The sequence below is a fragment of the Bacillus sp. Marseille-P3661 genome (assembly GCF_900240995.1).
Classification (GTDB): Bacteria; Bacillota; Bacilli; order Bacillales; family Bacillaceae_J; genus OESV01.
The window spans coordinates 674,009-690,907 of sequence record NZ_LT965954.1; the positions used below are offsets into that span (position 1 = coordinate 674,009).

Here is a 16,899-nt window from a genome sequence, read left to right on the forward strand (position 1 = left end):
TTGACAATCTCTGATCTTTGATTTGTTCATATAATGTTCATTGTTTTTTATTTCACCATGTGTAAACTTTTATTTTCATATTGTATGATAAATAAAGCAGGTTAACTAGTTTTAGTAATTGTTTATATTTAAAATCTACAAAATGTAAAATCAGAAGAGGTGACATAGTGAAGAAAGCTTACATAGTATTCATAGCATTAGCTGTAATTGGTATATCATCAGGAATCTTGTATTTAACAGTTGTACGACCTGGTAGTGTTGAATTACCAGAGGATATTATTATGGAAACTGCTTTTGGATCGCAGTATGATTTTTCAGACCGTCCAAAACGAGTACGCCTAATTGAATTTATGTATGTAAATTGTCCCGATGTATGTCCTACAACATCGTTAAGAATGAATCAATTACGAAAAACATTTGAGGAAAACGGAGTTTTTGGTGACCAAGTAGAATTTTTAACGGTTACAATAGACCCCTCAAGAGACACAAAAGAAAAATTACAGTTATATGCCGAGCGCTTTGATGTTAAAAGCGATAGCACTGGTTGGTATTTTTTAAGAGGTAGTGAAGAAGATACAAAAAAACTAGCAGATGCCTTTCAGTTTATGTATCGTGACCCTGGTACTGGAAACTTTGTACACACAACTTTCACCTATTTAATGGATGAAAACAATCGATTATTAGAATCATTGCCGATGGGTGAAGGTTTCGACACAGATAGAATCTACAAGAGAATAATGAAAGAAATTAGTTAATCCAAAAGAAACTATTTGAAAGTAGGTAAGTAGATGCTTAAAAAATTAGTTCCATTCTTCTTTCTAGCTGCTAGCTTAATTGGCTGCAACAATCAAGCGGAGGAAGAGCAAATTGCTTTCCCTGCAGCTGTATTTACGATTTCCCCTGATACTTCTAAAATCAATGAACCGATAACCTTCGAAGTGAAAATTACCGCAGGTGACCAAGCTGTCGAAGATGCGGATGTTAAACTTGAGTTTTGGCAAGATGGCCAAGAAGATTCTGAACACATTATGATTCCAATTGAGCATACTAGCGACGGCTCCTACACATTGGAGAAAAGTTTCGAATCTCCTGGAACATACTTTGTCTATTACCATGCAGACGCAATGTCCATGCATATGATGGAAAAAAGCAGTTTTACTATAACAGAGTAACAAAAATGCCCAACCATTTTTGGTTTGGGCATTTTTTATATTATTAATTGAAGTAGCTCGATAGACGACTTAAAAGCGCAGCCATTTCGGCACGATTAATTGCCTGTTTCGGTCTAAATGTGCTGTCTTCATATCCTGAGAAAATTTCATTAGAACTCATGCGAACAACTGAACTAAATGCCCAGCTTGAAATTTTAGATTCATCCTTAAATGGTAAATATCCCGATGTTCCGCTCAATTCACTACTTAACAACCGCTCAAGAACTACCGCCATTTCTTCTCGACTTAATGCCTTTCCGGGCTCAAATTTATCAGCCTCGGTTCCTTTCATTATGCCATGCTGTCTTACAATTTCAATGTTTCCTTTCGCCCAGTAAGAAGAACCGACATCAGAAAATGGTGAAGAAGGTTCTTGTAGATAATTAAGCTTTAGAACACGAACTAGAACCGTAGCTGCCTCTGCACGTGTTAAAGAATCAGATGGCATGAAGGTTGTAATATCATTTTTCCCTAACATCCATTGCTTTTCTTTGACATATGCAATCGGACCTAGCGCCCAATGGCCAATTGGAACATCAACAAAATCTAAACCATCTAACCATTGTCGGAAGTTTTTCCAAATAACAGGATCTTCTTGACCTAAACTCCAACTTCCGACACCCTTTAAATCATATTTATGGACGAGTTCAATTTTTTTCATAATTGATTCCTCGTTTTCTATCCACATTTCATATGTTCCGGGCTTTAATGGGTCTTCCCATGACTTTAGCTTAAATGGCTGATCACCTGACTTTATTTCAAATCGACCTCTTACACTTTCATGTTCTTTTACATATTCTAGCTCTACATTGTATGTTTGAAGCAATGACTCTACTTTGCTAAGGGAAATTGAACTACCTAATACCCTATTTGTATTATTATTTTCAGTATCTTTCACATCTTCTAGATTCCATACCCGTCCATAGAACGGGATCCCTAAAACGAGCTTTTCAGGAGATACATATTTAAGAGCATATTGAACGGATTTTTCTATAAAAGATAAACTTGCTACAGGACCATTATCTTTCGTTCCGCCGCCTCTTTCATCATAAGTCATAATAAATAGAAAATCTACGTATCTATCAAGCGCTTCATAATCATAAAATCCTTGCCAACCTTTATTTGTTCCCCATGGGTTCGGCGCAACCGCAATTGTTAAAATTTTATCTTTTGGTAACTTCCCTCTTAATATTTTAATAAAATTTGTAAATTGATCTCGATATGTCGAGCCTAAGCCTTCAATATCAATATTGATACCGTCAAGATTATGTTCAACAATTGTACTAGCAACAGTTTCCGCAATTTGTTCACTATTATCAAACATTTTTTCGCCATTAGCCCAAGTATTAGCCAAAAACGGTACGACTTCTATATTACGTTTTTTCATTTCCTCAATAAATGTTTTACTATTAGAAGGCATATTAATTTCAAGTGTGCCATCGTTCTCAATTTCGAAGTATTGTGGAGAAACTTGATTTAGTGAATCATTAGTCATATTTATATAATTAATAGGTTCAGCTGCACTGTTGGCAAATAAATAAGTCATATTAAGCCGTTCGTTTACTGCAGCCATACTTACGGTTGGAAATAAACTTGCGATCATTATGATAGAAATGGATAATGCTAGGATTTTTTTCATAACCTCTCCCTTTCATCTAGCAATCTCTTATATTCTACGATAACGGATCTCACATTATAGATCAAAAACAATAAATGGAAAATAAGATGATAGGGTGGATTTTTCTCGGTAAAAAACGTACATCCCTCAATGAACTTTACTTTCCATACTTTCACCAAGTTTGCTATAATTTTAGGTTTCTAACAGCAAAAAAATCCCACAAAAGCTTTTCATAAAATACTATGAAAAACTCTTGAGAGATTTGAATTAGCCTAATATAGCACGATCGCTAGCCATTTGTTCCCCACGAATTCTTCTAAATTCATTTAATAGGTCTTCGATCGATAACTTTTGTTTTTCCTCACCATTGGCTTCATATATAATTTGTCCCTTATCCATCATGATCAAGTGATTACCTAAATCTAGTGCTTGCTGCATATTATGTGTAACCATTAGGGTTGTGAGCTTTAACTTTTCCACAATTTCTTTTGTTAGGTTCGTGATCAATTCAGCACGCGCAGGGTCTAATGCAGCAGTATGTTCATCTAATAATAATATTTTAGGTTCTGTGAAGGTTGCCATTAATAATGACAATGCTTGTCGTTCTCCACCAGAAAGTAAACCCACTTTAGCATTTAGACGATTCTCAAGTCCTAAATGCAGGCTTGTTAATTGTTCTTTAAAAAATTCACGTCTTTTTTTGGTAACACCTTTTCTTAGCTTTCTCGGTGTAGCCCGTGAATACGCCATTGCTAAGTTTTCTTCAATTGTCATTGTAGGAGCTGTTCCTGCCATAGGGTCCTGAAAAACTCGGCCAATTAATCTTGACCGTTTGTACTCAGGTAAGTTCGTTACATCTTGGCCATCAATAATAACTGATCCTACGTCAGGTGTTAATACCCCTGAGATCATATTCATTAAAGTTGATTTACCGGCGCCATTACTGCCGATCACTGTAACAAAATCCCCCGGCTTAAGTGACAAATTGACATGATTAAGAGCTATTTTTTCGTCGAGCGTGCCCTCATTAAATATCTTAAATATCTGCTGCAGAGTTAGCATTATTATCAGCTCCCTTACTCACTTCTAGCATCTGAGCATTTCGACGTACTCGTTTTCGCTTTTTCTCTCTTTGAGAGTCAATAATTTTTGGCACGGTTAGAGCTAGAACAACAATTGTAGCTGTAATTAATTTCATATCGCCCGTTTCTAAAAACTTCACCTTAAGCGCAAGCGCTAGGACGATTCTGTAGATGATGGCACCACCTATAACTGCTAGTGTAGTCCGGGCGATTGTTTTAGTACCAAATAGCGCTTCACCGATAATAACCGATGCTAAGCCTATTACAATCATACCTATCCCCATTCCAACATCACTAAATGAATTATACTGTGCAACTAATGCACCCGAAAAAGCTACTAATCCATTCGAAATTCCTAAACCAATAACAGTAAGTGTATTCGTATTAGCTGAAAAACTGGAAATCATGCGTTTATTATCCCCTACTGCTCTAAGCGCCAAGCCAACTTCTGTCCGCAAAAACCAGTCGGTGATCCATTTAATACACAAAGTAATAATCAACATAAAAAATATAATCGCCCACGTTTTTGGAATATAACCATCCAAACCCGCTGCAGCTAATGAATTATTAATTAGGTTATCTAAGCCTAGTACCTGCCAAATATTTGTTAATTTCGTAATGACTGTTTCTTCATTTAAAAGTGGAACATTCGATTTTCCCATAATACGTAGATTGATAGAATATAAAGCTATCATCATTAATATTCCGGATAATAATGCATTAATTTTACCTTTAGTATGCAATAATCCTGTTATACATCCCGCGATAAACCCAGCAAACAAAGCAACTATCGTTGCAAAGAAAGGATTTACACCGTTCACTATTAAGATTGCAGTAACAGCTGCTCCAGTTACAAAACTGCCATCAACGGTTAAATCAGGGAAATCTAAAATACGAAACGAGAGGTATACACCTAGAGCCATTATTGCATAGATAATTCCTGATTCTACCGAGCCGAATATTGCTATAAACATGAACGCTCATCCTCTCAAATTTTTTTGTTATAAGACAAAGCATAAAGTACTGCATGCAATGCCAGTATCAGCGAACCAAGGCGGTTTGCTTTTTTAAATACAATACAATGCGGGAGTGCCTTTAATTGAGAAGGACTCCCGCACCATTTAAAAAGTTTTCTATTCAATAAATTCCGCGATACTTTCCCATTCTGAATTCATTTCAATACCCATTTCGGCTGCTTGCGCTTTATTGATTACAAGCTTTAGATTCTGAGGATATTGAACCGGTAAATCAGCTGCAGTTTTTTCACCTTTTAAAATTTGTGCACCCATTACACCTGCTTCATAACCGATATCATAATAATCAAAACCATATGCAGCAAATCCACCACGCTCAACTGAATCCAGCTCACCAACGAACATTGGAATATCATTTTCCGTAGCTACTGCTACAACACTTTCTAATGCAGATACAACAGTATTATCTGTAATAATGTAAATAACATCTGCAGATCCTACTAATGATTCCGCCGCTTGTTTTACTTCTGCTGACGTAGAAACAGAAACTTCTACTACTTCAAGATCTGTTCCTTCCATCGCTTGTTTAACTAGGTCAACCTGTGCAACAGAATTTTGTTCACCTGCATTAAATACCATGCCTACTTTGTTACCTTCAAAATATTTGTCAATGAAAGCAACCGTATTTGGAATAGCGTCTGGATGTGTATCTGTTGTTCCAGTAATGTTCGCTCCAGGCTTGTCCATTGATTCTACTAAACTAGCACCTACAGGATCTGTAACAGAAGTAAAGATAATTGGAATATCCTTCGTAGCATTTAATGCACTTTGTGCACTTGGTGTAGAATTAGCAAATATTAAGTCTACTTGATTACCAACGAAGTTGTTGGCGATTGTTTGGTTATTATTTTGATCACCTTGTGCAATTTGCTCATCAAATTCTACAGTCAATCCCGCATCCTCTAAGGCTTTCTTAAATCCCTCTGTGGCAGAATCTAATGATGGATGCTCAACGATTTGAGTAATCCCAACTTTATAAGCTGCTTTTTCTTCTGCTGGTGGTTCATTTGTTGGTTCACTAGCATTTTGCCCAGATTCTTGCTCTTGCGTACCACAACCGGCTAAAAGAGCTAAGCTTAAAACTGAACTGCCAATAATCTTTTTCCAATTCATTTTATTAATCCCCCTAAAATTTTTACTTATATACTTTTATGTGTTAAATTATACAGAAATTTTCGAAAACATCAATCATATAATGCGTTATTTTTTAAAAATAAAATATATTAAGATACTTTTTTAGATAGTTAATCGTTAGTTTGAATATAAAAAGAAACATCATATTTAATGCGTATGACGTTTCACTTAATAATGATTTAAATTGTCTTTAATACACCCATATTTTTAACTTTTTAGTTAAGGTATTACAATAAGACCTTCTTTAGCTAACTCAACTAAACCTTTAAACTCATTCCTAGTCTCAGTTAATAAGTCTGAATGGTAACCGAAGTGAGGTAGGTGTGTTAGTATCAATCTTCTAACATTAGCATCATGTGCAATTTGCCCCGCTTCCTGACTCGTCATATGCCCCATACTTGCACCATCTTGTCCAGCATATAAATTGCATTCACAAAGCAGCACATCCGCATTTTTAGAAAATGAAATAAATTCCGGTAAATAACTAGAATCTGCAGTATATACCAATGTTTTAGTTCCATTTGTTATCCGCATCGCATAGCAAGTGACCGGATGTTTAGTTTTTAAGAACGTAATTGTAAAAGGCCCAATTGTTAATTCCTCATCAGGATTATAAGCCATACCAATGGTATGCGGCTGCTTAGTTAAATTTTCAAAGGCTTGTTGATCATACGTATGCCCATATATCGGTAAACATTGGTCACCCTTGCCTAATAAAGTATGGATCATTCGTGCATATTGCAGCGGGCCAATGTCCGCTACATGATCATGATGGTAATGAGAAAGAATTACAGCATTAAGATCCATCACTTTTACAAATTGTTGTAGCTTAGATAAAACTGCACTACCACAATCAATAAGTAGTGTAAAATCGTTATCTTGCAAAATATAACCTGTGGATGCCTCATTCGCCTGTGGGAATCCACCCCAGTAGCCTAGTACCGTTAATTTCACAAAACCCAGCCCCTTTTTATGAAAATTTTCTTATTTTAAACATATCAAAAATAACTAATAAAACAAAATTCAGCGCACATTTTTGATATATGTTTTAAAACAGTATTGACACATTCTTCTCTGTTGTAATACAATAAAATTACAATAGCTGTTGTAATACAATTAACTAAAAACTGATACAACGGAGGGATTACAGATGATTCAAAGTCCAATTGAATTTTTTAAATCACTAGAACCTAAACAATGCTGTGAATGCGGAAAAGTTATTGAAGAGCAAGCTGAATCTTATTTAAGCCATTGCGACAACTGTCATAGCGAAGTAAAATAATTGACGGTTTTAATCGGGCAATAACCATTAATAACTAACTAAACTTCTACCCTACTAGCAGCTAAAAATGGCTGTTTTTTTTTGCTTTTAAATGAATTTTATTATCTGTATTAAAACAGATTAATTATATGTATATTCCTTCCATAATATGATAAGATATTTTATCAAACCTCACTAAGTTATCCATCATAGCCATTTTATTAATACCTAAACTACAAAAACCCCTTTACTCGTTTTTTGAGTAAAGGGGTTTAATTTCATTATTATGTTAAGTAATCGATTACCTTGGCTGCTGCAGCTTCACAATCTTCGCCTACAGCTCGAACAAGTATTTTATCACCATTGGATAATCGGAGATTAATTAAACCTAGGAAACTTTTAAGATTAATATCATAAATCGAACCGTTAACATTCTTCTTTAAATAAATTTCTGACTTAAATGGATTAATAACCTGGCTTAACTCAGTAATTGTCTGTGATTCATCTATGTTTACTATAATTTCCTTTTTTACTTCTTTTTCACTCATATCGCTATCCCTCACTTTATCCTAGTATTATTAGTAATAATGTAACCGTAATAACACTTATTAATGTATTTACTAGCGTTGTACCTGACACAAGGTCTGGCTCAGCATCAAATTGAACTGCATACAAAACAATACCTGCAGCTGTTGGCATAGCAGAAGATACAATTAATACTTTTTCTAAGAGCGGATCCATAGGAATAAAAAATATAATTGCTATTGCTAAAAGAGGTGATATAAATAAACGAACAATAGATCCGTATATAATCTCGCTCCATCGCATGCCTTTTAATGATATCTCCGCCAATTGCATTCCAAGTACTAGCATAATGGTTGGGATTGTAGCATCCGCAACAATATCAACAACTGATGAAATATTTGTTGGTATTTTAATGTTTAACCAATTAAACAATAGTGCAATAATTAGTGCATAGGTTGCTGGCATTTGAAATATTAATTTCAATGCCAGCTTATAGCCCGATTCTCCTCTTGCGGCATAATAAACACCAAAAACATTCATAAAGATTGAATGAATCACCAAAATTGAAATCGAATATGCAAAACCTACTTCACCATAAGCGAATAAGATAATCGGTGCACCATAATTCCCCGAATTCATAAATGCAGTCGATAAAATTAATCCACTTTCAAGCGATGGTGGATATTTTTTTACTTTCACATAGACCTTGTTTATCAAAATAATGGCAAATAATAGAATGAACGAAAATACTAGCATATTTAAATAATCTATATTTAATTCAGCTGTATGAAACGTTCGAAAAACCAATGCCGGTGTCATGATGTAAATGCCGACTGCAGAAACCGATGCAATATGGAGTTTACGCCATTTTTGTATAGCAAAGCCTGCCACAAACACTAGCAGAACCGGCAACACTACTTGAATAAATATATTCATTATATTAATCCTACCACTCTGCTACAGATCCATCCTTATGACGCCAAACAGGGTTTTTCCAGTTATGACCAACCTCTGCCATTTTACGAACATGCTCTTCATTGATTGTAATACCAAGTCCTGGCCCTTGAGGAATACCGACATACCCTTCTTTATATTCAAAGACAGAACGATCTTCAATATAATCCAATAAATCACTACCTTGATTATAATGAATACCTAGACTTTGTTCTTGAATAAATGCATTATGTGATGTCGCATCAACATGTAAGCATGAAGCTAGCGCAATCGGACCTAATGGACAATGTGGAGCTAATGCTACATCATAAGCCTCTGCCATTGATGCAATCTTTTTACATTCCGTAATACCGCCTGCATGTGATAAATCCGGTTGGATAATATCAACATAACCATCAGATAATAGCTGTTTAAAATCCCAACGTGAGAACATTCTTTCTCCAGTTGCAATTGGAATGTTCGTATGATTAGCTATATCACGAAGTGCTTCGTTGTTTTCTGCCAATACAGGCTCTTCAATGAACATCGGACGATATGGTTCTAATTCTTTCGCAAGAATTTTTGCCATTGGTTTATGTACGCGGCCGTGGAAATCAATACCAATACCAACTTCCCCACCAACAGCTTCGCGAACAGCTGCTATTCTTTCTACTACTTCATCTATTTTCTTATATGAGTCTACATATTGAAGCTCTTCTGTACCATTCATCTTAACTGCTGTAAAGCCTACGTTTACTACGTCTTTTGCAGCTTGACCAACATCACTTGGACGATCGCCACCAATCCAAGAATAAACACGGATAGAATCACGACATGCACCACCTAACAGCTGGTAAACAGGCGCATTAAAGAACCTTCCTTTAATATCCCATAGCGCTTGATCAATCCCTGAAATTGCACTCATTAAGATTGGACCGCCACGATAAAAACCAGCACGGTACATTACATTCCAATGATCTTCGATGCGCAGTGGATCTTTTCCAATTAAGTACTCACTTAATTCTTCTACTGCTGCTTTCACTGTGTGCGCACGACCCTCGACAACAGGTTCTCCCCAACCAACAATCCCTTCATCCGTTGTTATTTTAAGAAATAACCATCTTGGTGGGACTACAAAAGTTTCTAGGCTTGTAATTTTCATGATTACTTCACTCCCTTTGCTTCTTGAATTTTATCAGTAAATGCCTGCGCAAGTGCTCTTAAGTCATCCCAGCGCTTGTCGGCAATGATATTTTTATCTAATAATGATCCCCCAACTCCAACTGCTACAGCACCATTATTAATAAAATCCTGTACATTTTCTAAATTGACGCCACCTGTTGGCATGATCGGGATGTGTGCCATCGGTCCTTGTAAATCTTTTATATAGCTTGCACCTAACGTCCCACCTGGGAAGATTTTTAGAATATCTGCACCTGCTTCATATGCTTTTAATATCTCCGTTGGTGTCATGACCCCTGGAATTGAAATTTTACCATAGCGAACTGTTAATTGAATCATTTCAACATCGTAAATAGGAGAAAAAATGAAATCAGAGCCATGTTCGATCGCACGTTTTGCGCTTTCCTTATCTATTACAGTTCCAGCTCCGACAAGAACTTTATCCCCTAAGTCCCTTTTTAATTCTGTAATAGCTTCTAATGCGCCTTCTGTATCTAAAGTAATTTCGAGAGCACCAACTCCACCAGCTACTAATGCTTCAGCAATCGGCCTGATATCCTCACGTTTCGGTCTACGAATTACGGCTACTAGCCCTGAATCAGTTAATCGTTTTAAATCTTCTATCTTTTTCATAATTAAGTCTCCCTCGTTTCTATCAGAAATTCATACTTCACATTATTATTGAATCTATCTTTCAACATCACTACGTCCAGTTGCAGACATAAAGCTTTCAACCTGTTGCTTAGTTGGTAAACCCTCCATGTCACCACGAACTCCAACAACAATCGCACCAATTGCATTTCCCAAACGGAGTGTTTCCTCCATTGTTTTTTCATCAAGCAACCCACTAATAATACCAGCTGCAAAGCCATCACCTGCACCCACAGGATCAATAACCTCATCAACTTCAAAGCCTTTAACATACCCAGAATCAGTTGCTGTTTGGTAATAAGATCCTTCGCTCCCAAGTTTAATTACAACTGTTTTATTAGCACCGCTTATTAGCACATGTGCAATCTCCTCTGGAGTATTTTTGCCAGTTAAAAATTGCCCTTCATCTAGTCCTGGCAAAATGACATCTGCTTGTTCAGCAATTTTCAACATAACCTCTCTTGCTACATCACGGTCTTTCCACAGCTTGTAACGAATGTTAGGATCAAAAACAACCTTTAAATTATGCTTTTTCGCTATTTTAATAGCCTCAAATACAGCTTGTTGGCAAGATGTACTTAAAGCAGGTGTAATGCCCGTTACATGTAATACTTTTGCTTTTGCTATGTATTGTTCATCAAGATTTTCAGGAGCTAATAAGCTTGCTGCCATTCCTTTACGATAATAGTAAATATTCATTAGCCCTTTTGCGATCTTTTCTTTAAAAAAGATACTTTGTGGAGCATCAGATGTATAATGACAGGCTGTAGTATCAACACCTTCCCCTCTAATCGTTCGGTGAACGTAACGCCCAAAAGGATCGTCTCCTAACATGCTAAACCATCCTACCTTATGACCTAATCGTTTAAGACCAATTGCCATATTTGATTCTGCTCCACCAAGCTGTTTTTCAAATGTATGTACATATTCTAGCGGAAGTGCATCTCCACCTGTAAATAAGACCATGGTTTCACCAAATGTAACTACATCAAGTTCTTTCATCGCTGTCACCTCATCCTCTAAAATCAAAATACCATATATGTAGTTTGTCACTATTATTCCTTTTTACTACATTAAAACAATACCCCCCTACTTAAAGCAGGGGAGTTTAATAAACTATAACTATATTATAAGAAAAGTAATGAAAGCTGTGGAATGAAGGTAACGAATAACAATGCAATTACCATTGCAACGAAGAATGGGACAACAGCCTTCGATAGATCTTCAATTGACAGTCCAGATATACCCGAACCTACGAATAGGTTAACACCTAATGGCGGTGTAATGAATCCAATCGCTAAGTTAACAACCATAATAATACCAAAGTGAATTGGATCATAACCAATTTGCAGGGCAATCGGCAATAAAATAGGTGTTAAAATAATAATCGCTGCGATTGTATCCATGAAACATCCAACAATCAGTAATAAAATTGTAATTAATGCCATAATAACAAACGGATTTTCGGAAACTGACATCATCGCTGAAGCAACTTGGTTTGGAATTTGTTCAATTGTTAATAAACGTCCAAATCCTGTTGCTGCACCAACGATAACTAAAACAGTTGCAGTCGTAAGCATTGAATCAATTAAGATTTTAGGAATATCCTTAAATTTCAATTCACGATATAAAAACTTACCGGCAACTAAACCGTATACAACTGCCACTACAGCCGCTTCTGTTGGTGTGAAAATACCGCCATATATACCACCTAAGATAATAACTGGCATGATTATTGCCCATTTCGCTTCCCATGTTGCTTTTAAAATACCTTTAATTGAAGTTTTTTCATCTGAACCTGTATAGCCTTTTTTCTTTGAATAATACCAAGCCCAAATCATCATTACTATACCAACTAAAATTCCAGGAATAATACCAGCGATAAATAAATCCCCAATTGATACACTTCCTGATACACCGTACATTACCATTGGTATACTTGGAGGAATGATAACCCCAATCGAACCTGCGGCAGCTACAGTAGCAGTAGCAAATTTCTTATCATAGCCTTGTTGCACCATTGCAGGAATCATAATTCCACCGATAGCAGCAACTGTTGCAGGACCTGAACCAGAAATGGCAGCAAAGAACATACAAGTGATAATCGTAGCGATCGCAAATCCACCAGTTTTATTTCCTACCATTGCATTTGCTACACCAAATAAACGTTGCGAGATACCACCTTTACCCATGATCTCCCCGGCAAGGATAAAGAATGGAACAGCCATAATCGGAAATGAGTCGACTGCTGTTACTAGCTCCTTCATTACAAATTGAATTGGCATTGTTCCTGTGATAACAATGGTCGCTAATGTTGAAATCCCCAGTGCAATACCAATAGGGACACTTAATAATAGTAAGATTGCAAAACTACCAAATAATATTGCTGATGCCATTTTATATCCTCCCCCTATTGGTTCTCATTTTCTCTAGTTTCGATTACATATTCTCCATTACCAAATAATGCTTTAAACTGTGGAATAAGTACTTGAATTAAACGTATCGCGGACAAACCCATTCCGACTGGTGAGGCTAAATATACAAACCCCATCGGAACATGAAGTGCAGGTGACTTTTGACCGAAACCAAGTAATTGCTGCGCAATAGCGTTTCCATGATAGACTACTAAAACAGCGAAGATTAAAAATAATATATTAGAGATAATTGTTAATACAAGTTTCCCTCTGTCTTTAAATAATAATAGCATTACATCCACTTTAATATGACGTTGTTTCTTAACTCCGTAAGCGATTCCAATGTAAACCAACCAAATAAAACAATACCTTCCTAATTCTTCTGACCAAGATAATGAGTTGCCTGACATACGCATGACAACCTGTATGAAGATAACAGATGTCATTACGGTTGAGAAAATAACTAATAACGCTTCTTCTAAATGACGGTCAAGCATTTTAATGAATTTCATAGTTGCCCCCCTATTCTCCTCTGCTTGTTTTTTAAGTTTTATGATATAAAACTTAATTTTCGAATTGTTATGTGTTTTATATGATAAAACTCAATTTTTATATATAGAAGGTTTTGAAGAGTATTTCTTCAAAACCTTCTTTTTTGATTATACTAAAAACTTGTCGAAATTGCTAGATAAATCGTTTTAGTAAACAAAAATTATTTTTCAGTTGTACCTTCTTCTTCTGCAGCAGGTGTATCTTCAGCAGGAGCTGCTTCAGCATTTGCTTGTGCTTCTGCTACCGCATCATAAACTTCTTTTACAAGGTCAGCTCCAATTTGCTCAGCATACTTATCAATTGTTGGCTGTACTAGGTCAACCATTTCTTGACGAGCTTCAGGCGTAATCGCTGTATATGTCATACCAGCTTCTTGAAGATCTGCTAAATACTTATCATTTGCTTCACGATTAATTTCACGATTGTATTTACCTGCTTCTACAGCAGCGTTTTTAACAATTTCTTGTTGCTCAGGAGTTAATCCATCATAGAATGATTTGCTCATTAAGAATACGAACGGGCTGTAAATATGGTGTGTATCAGAGATATATTTTTGAACTTCATTGAATTTTTGTAGATAAATTGTAGCATATGGGTTTTCTTGTCCATCTACTGTACCTTGTTGTAATGCTGTAAATAATTCAGTAAATGCCATCGGCGTTGGGTTTGCACCTAATGCACGGAACGCTTCTAAGTGAAGGTCATTTTCCATTGTACGGATTTTTAAACCTTTCATATCAGCAGCTGTTGCAACTGGTCTTACACTATTTGTTAAGTCACGGAAACCATTTTCCCAATAAGCTAAACCAACTAAATTTTGCTCAGGTAGCATATCTAAGAACTTTTGACCAACCGGGCCATCTAATACTGCGTCTGCAACTTGCTCATTTGGGAATAAGAATGGAAAATCAAATACACTAAATGCAGGTAAGAAGTTTGCAATAGGTGCTGTTGAAGGAATTGTAACTTCTTGAGTACCTAGCTGCAATGCTTCAGTCATGGTACGGTCATCACCAAGCTGACCACTGTGATATGTTTCAACTTTAATAGAACCGTTTGTTTGCTCTTCAACAATTTCCTTGAATTTTAAAAGAGCAATATATTGCGGATGTTGGTCATTTAAGCCAATACCAGCGCGGATTGTTTTTGTTTCACCAGCATCGCCGCCACCTTCACCGCCAGCGTCACCACCTGCATTATTTCCAGTGTCACCGCCGCCACAAGCCGCTAACACAAATAAAAGTGCTGCTGTCATTATTAGCATTAAAAACTTTTTCATTGTCTTTCTCTCCTTTTCTTCTAGTTCTTGATTACCTTATGTCCACCAAATTCATTTCGAAGGGCTGCTACAACTTTACCTGAAAAGGTATCTTCTTCAAGTGAACGATAACGCATCATTAGTGATAATGCAATAACTGGGGTAGGGACTTGAAGTTCCAGGGCATTTTCAATAGTCCATTTTCCATGACCAGATGAATGCATTACACCTTGAATCCCTTCCAATTTAGCATCTTTTGAAAAAATATTTTGGGTTAGTTCCATTAACCATGAGCGAATAACTGATCCGTGATTCCAGACCCTTGCGACAGCTTCGAAATCATAATCAAATTGACTTTTGTGTAGAACTTCAAAACCTTCAGCAATGGACTGCATCATACCGTATTCAATGCCATTATGAACCATCTTTAGAAAATGTCCACTTCCTTCTATTCCAGCATAGAGGTATCCGTTTTCAACGGATATAGACTTAAATATTGGCTCAATCTCTTTAAATTGTTCGGCATTGCCGCCTATCATAAAACAGGCTCCTTCACGAGCTCCCTCTGTGCCTCCACTAGTACCAACATCAAAAAAATACGCTTCTTTTTGCTGTACTAACTCAGCCCGTCTGAGTGAGTCGGCTGGATTAGAATTACCACCATCAATAATTCGATCACCCTTATCAATGTGTTTAAGTACTTCAGTGAGAACTTGATCCGTTATTGGACCTGCAGGAACCATAATCCAAATATTTCGTGGCTTATCTAATTTCCCGATCAGTTCAGCAATGGAATATGTACCAATTGCACCTTCCTTTGTAATGCTCTTTACTTGCTCTTCACTGATGTCGTTCGCGATAAGACTATGACCATGTTCTAGTAGATTTAGTGCTAAGTTATAACCCATTTTCCCAAGGCCAATGAGACCAAGTTGCATAGCATAACTCCCTTCCTAAACGGACATTTTGTAGAAAAATGTCGTTTACACAATAAATTATATTACAAAAAAATTTTAATGCAAGCGATTTCGCGAAATAAAATTTCTTTCATCCCCCCTTAAAATTAAATTAGTTTTCGTATACAATAGATACAGAAAAACTGAAAGCGCAATCAATTACTATAATTACTACAATTACGGGGGTAAATCATGTCTAATCCGCCACATGTTATTCAGAGCATCCGTGCCCTTTATCATGAATTTAGCGAAAAGGAAAAATTAATTGCAGACTTTATTTTAAACAATCCTAAAAAAATAATTCATCTTACAATCAATCAAATCGCTGAAGATTTGGAAATAGCAGATGCTACTGTATTTCGTTTTTGTAAAAGAATTGGTTTTAAAGGCTACCAAGCATTTAAAATTGCCCTTGCATCTGAAATTGTGAACCCTATTGAAGATATACATGAAACTTTACAGGAAGAAGACTCTGTTTATGATGTAACCGATAAAGTGTTTAAAACCAATATATTAGCAATCAATGAAACGTTGAAAGTGATGAATTCTGAAAAATTAGCCGAATCTGTTAATTTGTTATTAAATGCAAGGAAAATAGAATTTTACGGAACAGGTGGATCGGGAATTATAGCAATGGATGCATTCCATAAATTTATCAGGACTGGTATTAATTGTATGGCATATGCCGATACACATATCCAATTAATGGCCGCCTCACAACTTACTGAAAAAGATGTAGCAGTCATTATTTCTCACTCTGGATCTAATAAAGATATAATAGATCTAGTGAGTGTTATAAAAGATAGTGGAGCAAAAACAATTGGGATTACAAATTATACAAAGTCTTTTTTAAGTACTAGTGTAGATATTCCACTTTATACAGTGTCTCAAGAAACTGAATATAGAACAGAGGCATTGGCCTCTAGGATTGCAGAATTAAGTATTATTGACGCTTTGTTTGTTAATGTGAGCAAAGAACGAAAACAAGAAATGAAAGAATCTCTCAATAAAATGAGAAAAGCAATATCATTGCGACGAGTATAAAAATAGATGTAAACTTCACACTATGACTTAGATAAGGTAGAAAG

The 16,899-nt window shown here is 36.1% G+C and carries 18 protein-coding genes; 4 read left to right on the top strand and 14 right to left on the bottom strand.

What is annotated here, in order from left to right:
* The first annotated feature begins 167 nt into the window (after window positions 1-167).
* Window positions 168-755, top strand: a complete 588-nt coding sequence (locus tag C1724_RS14395; protein ID WP_102347422.1) for an SCO family protein — start codon at window positions 168-170, stop codon at window positions 753-755.
* A 33-nt stretch (window positions 756-788) separates the two neighbouring features.
* Window positions 789-1,172, top strand: a complete 384-nt coding sequence (locus C1724_RS14400; RefSeq protein WP_102347423.1) for a FixH family protein — start codon at window positions 789-791, stop codon at window positions 1,170-1,172.
* Between the two features lie 43 nt (window positions 1,173-1,215).
* Here the strand turns inward: C1724_RS14400 and C1724_RS14405 are convergent, their stop codons facing one another.
* The 5 genes from C1724_RS14405 to C1724_RS14425 all read right to left on the bottom strand — a co-directional run bounded on the left by C1724_RS14405 (window position 1,216) and on the right by C1724_RS14425 (window position 7,033).
* Window positions 1,216-2,850, bottom strand: a complete 1,635-nt coding sequence (locus C1724_RS14405) for a glycosyl hydrolase family 18 protein (RefSeq protein WP_102347424.1) — start codon at window positions 2,848-2,850, stop codon at window positions 1,216-1,218.
* 246 nt (window positions 2,851-3,096) lie between these two features.
* Complete coding sequence (locus tag C1724_RS14410; RefSeq protein ID WP_102347425.1) at window positions 3,097-3,891, bottom strand: ABC transporter ATP-binding protein; 795 nt, start codon at window positions 3,889-3,891, stop codon at window positions 3,097-3,099.
* Window positions 3,866-4,885 (bottom strand): ABC transporter permease, encoded by a 1,020-nt coding sequence (locus tag C1724_RS14415; RefSeq protein ID WP_102347426.1) that lies wholly within the window; start codon window positions 4,883-4,885, stop codon window positions 3,866-3,868. The genes C1724_RS14410 and C1724_RS14415 overlap by 26 nt, the downstream gene beginning before the upstream one ends.
* A 159-nt stretch (window positions 4,886-5,044) precedes the next feature.
* Window positions 5,045-6,058, bottom strand: a complete 1,014-nt coding sequence (locus C1724_RS14420; RefSeq protein ID WP_102347427.1) for an ABC transporter substrate-binding protein — start codon at window positions 6,056-6,058, stop codon at window positions 5,045-5,047.
* A 240-nt stretch (window positions 6,059-6,298) separates the two neighbouring features.
* A complete protein-coding gene (locus C1724_RS14425; RefSeq protein WP_102347428.1) occupies window positions 6,299-7,033 on the bottom strand; it encodes an MBL fold metallo-hydrolase in 735 nt (244 codons plus the stop codon).
* A gap of 196 nt (window positions 7,034-7,229) precedes the next feature.
* Between C1724_RS14425 and yhfH the strand changes: the two genes are divergently transcribed.
* Window positions 7,230-7,361: a protein YhfH gene (yhfH, locus tag C1724_RS14430; RefSeq protein ID WP_102347429.1), complete on the top strand. Its 132-nt coding sequence runs from the start codon at window positions 7,230-7,232 to the stop codon at window positions 7,359-7,361.
* A gap of 263 nt (window positions 7,362-7,624) precedes the next feature.
* Here yhfH and C1724_RS14435 read toward each other — a convergent pair whose 3' ends face one another.
* From C1724_RS14435 to gnd, 9 genes are all read right to left on the bottom strand, one after another.
* Window positions 7,625-7,888 carry an HPr family phosphocarrier protein gene (locus C1724_RS14435; RefSeq protein WP_102347430.1) on the bottom strand — a complete coding sequence of 88 codons (264 nt, stop codon included), beginning with the start codon at window positions 7,886-7,888 and terminating at the stop codon, window positions 7,625-7,627.
* Window positions 7,889-7,904: 16 nt separating this feature from the next.
* Window positions 7,905-8,801, bottom strand: a complete 897-nt coding sequence (locus C1724_RS14440; protein WP_102347431.1) for an AEC family transporter — start codon at window positions 8,799-8,801, stop codon at window positions 7,905-7,907.
* A gap of 10 nt (window positions 8,802-8,811) precedes the next feature.
* The gene (dgoD, locus tag C1724_RS14445; RefSeq protein WP_102347432.1) at window positions 8,812-9,960 is read right to left on the bottom strand and encodes a galactonate dehydratase; all 1,149 of its coding nucleotides are present in this window, start codon (window positions 9,958-9,960) and stop codon (window positions 8,812-8,814) included.
* Between the two features lie 2 nt (window positions 9,961-9,962).
* Window positions 9,963-10,613 carry a bifunctional 4-hydroxy-2-oxoglutarate aldolase/2-dehydro-3-deoxy-phosphogluconate aldolase gene (locus C1724_RS14450; protein ID WP_102347433.1) on the bottom strand — a complete coding sequence of 217 codons (651 nt, stop codon included), beginning with the start codon at window positions 10,611-10,613 and terminating at the stop codon, window positions 9,963-9,965.
* A 54-nt stretch (window positions 10,614-10,667) separates the two neighbouring features.
* The gene (locus C1724_RS14455; RefSeq protein WP_102347945.1) at window positions 10,668-11,633 is read right to left on the bottom strand and encodes a sugar kinase; all 966 of its coding nucleotides are present in this window, start codon (window positions 11,631-11,633) and stop codon (window positions 10,668-10,670) included.
* A 125-nt stretch (window positions 11,634-11,758) separates the two neighbouring features.
* Window positions 11,759-13,027, bottom strand: a complete 1,269-nt coding sequence (locus C1724_RS14460; RefSeq protein ID WP_102347434.1) for a TRAP transporter large permease — start codon at window positions 13,025-13,027, stop codon at window positions 11,759-11,761.
* A gap of 14 nt (window positions 13,028-13,041) precedes the next feature.
* Window positions 13,042-13,557 (bottom strand): TRAP transporter small permease, encoded by a 516-nt coding sequence (locus C1724_RS14465; protein WP_102347435.1) that lies wholly within the window; start codon window positions 13,555-13,557, stop codon window positions 13,042-13,044.
* 200 nt (window positions 13,558-13,757) lie between these two features.
* Window positions 13,758-14,876, bottom strand: coding sequence for a TRAP transporter substrate-binding protein (locus C1724_RS14470; protein ID WP_102347436.1), 1,119 nt, complete (start codon window positions 14,874-14,876; stop codon window positions 13,758-13,760).
* Between the two features lie 20 nt (window positions 14,877-14,896).
* Window positions 14,897-15,793 (bottom strand): phosphogluconate dehydrogenase (NAD(+)-dependent, decarboxylating), encoded by an 897-nt coding sequence (gene gnd, locus C1724_RS14475; RefSeq protein WP_102347437.1) that lies wholly within the window; start codon window positions 15,791-15,793, stop codon window positions 14,897-14,899.
* 210 nt (window positions 15,794-16,003) lie between these two features.
* On the opposite strand from gnd, the gene C1724_RS14480 reads away from it, so the two are divergent.
* A complete protein-coding gene (locus tag C1724_RS14480) occupies window positions 16,004-16,855 on the top strand; it encodes a MurR/RpiR family transcriptional regulator (RefSeq protein ID WP_102347438.1) in 852 nt (283 codons plus the stop codon).
* Window positions 16,856-16,899 lie beyond the last annotated feature (44 nt).